This window comes from Klebsiella sp. K47 (assembly GCF_051858335.1).
Lineage (GTDB): Bacteria > Pseudomonadota > Gammaproteobacteria > Enterobacterales > Enterobacteriaceae > Klebsiella > Klebsiella pneumoniae.
In genome coordinates this window covers 1-231 of sequence record NZ_JBPYUI010000309.1, presented here as the reverse complement: position 1 = coordinate 231, position 231 = coordinate 1, and the positions used below count along the sequence as shown (strand labels likewise).

General features: G+C 68.0%; 1 pseudogene. It reads left to right on the top strand.

Features of this window, described 5'->3' with window-relative positions:
* Positions 1-231: pseudogene (locus RRF55_RS28160) on the top strand (gallate dioxygenase); the annotation flags it as partial.

The following is a 231-nucleotide window of genomic DNA, read 5'->3' as shown; positions in this document are numbered from 1 at the left end:
CGCTGAATACCAGCCCGCCGACGAAGGCTGGGGCCCGCGCCCCGTGCCCAAGGTCATCGGCCATCCGGAACTGGCCAGCCACATTGCGCAGTCGGTGATCCAGCAGGACTTCGACCTGACCATCGTCAACAAGATGGACGTGGACCACGGCCTGACCGTGCCGCTGTCGCTGATGTGCGGCGAGCAGGACGCGCGCACGGGCGCCTGGCCCTGCCCGGTGATTCCGTTTGC